The 799-nt window shown below is 58.5% G+C and carries 1 protein-coding gene and 1 pseudogene; one reads left to right on the forward strand and one right to left on the reverse strand.

Going from position 1 to position 799, the window contains the following annotated elements; genetic code table 11:
- On the forward strand, nt 1-220 hold a 220-nt coding region (locus ACFQND_RS03850; protein ID WP_377412358.1), incomplete at its 5' end, for a hypothetical protein.
- 6 nt (nt 221-226) lie between these two features.
- On the opposite strand, the pseudogene ACFQND_RS03855 reads toward ACFQND_RS03850, so the two are convergent.
- Nucleotides 227-799: pseudogene (locus ACFQND_RS03855) on the reverse strand (Tn3 family transposase); the annotation flags it as partial.

Genomic DNA, 799 nt, shown 5'->3' on the forward strand with positions numbered 1-799 from the left:
TGGCCGCCTGCCTTGCAAGTTTGGCGCGCGTGTTCGCCTGAAGCAGTTGCAGCTGCAGTTGACTAAGTTCCGGGCTGGCAATAGGGGTCCCCTCGTTTTCAGTGCAATAACTGGCGGTTCGCAAACCCAGCACTGGCGCGGGGGTGGTGTGGGTAGATCGTTGATTTCATTGCTTTACCTGTTCACTTTCAAATCCGGGATGCGTGGCGTCAATGCGTGATCGGTTTCATCCATCGGTGCCAGTTATCGGTGTTCCCTGAGATGGCAGGATTTGATCGGCATAACGGTCAACAGGAAAGCGAAACACGCCCCGCAGATTGATGCTTTCCAGTCTGGTGGGCGCAATTTTGCCGATCAGTTCCGGTGGANAAGCAGACTCAAGGCGTCGGCCACTGCTTGCATTTCGTCCACACGCTTGGCCTGTGCCGGACTGATCCGGCCGGTGTAAATGGCGCGTTTGAGGGCGTTGACCGCCTCGCCCCGGTTGAGCACTCGCCGCAATTCGTTGCGGAAGGCGTCTTTGACAAAGTAGTCCGCCAAAAATGCCGTGCGCAGTAGACGTCCCAATTGCACGCCAGCGTCATAGATCGGATCCCCTTGGGCCGCAGAGCCAAACCGCGCCAGAGCCGCCACCGCACTGGCGTGACCGCTCATGACCGAGGCCGCCAAGTGCACCAGGCTGTCCCAATGCTTTTCGATCAATGCAATGTCAACGGTTGCCTCGCACACAGCAGCGATTTCGGCGGGCACCTTGGTGCCGCGTGGCACGAACAGGTGACGCTGCTTGAGTTCCTTCAGC

This window comes from Polaromonas aquatica, from assembly GCF_042659145.1.
Classification (GTDB): Bacteria; Pseudomonadota; Gammaproteobacteria; order Burkholderiales; family Burkholderiaceae_C; genus Polaromonas; species Polaromonas aquatica.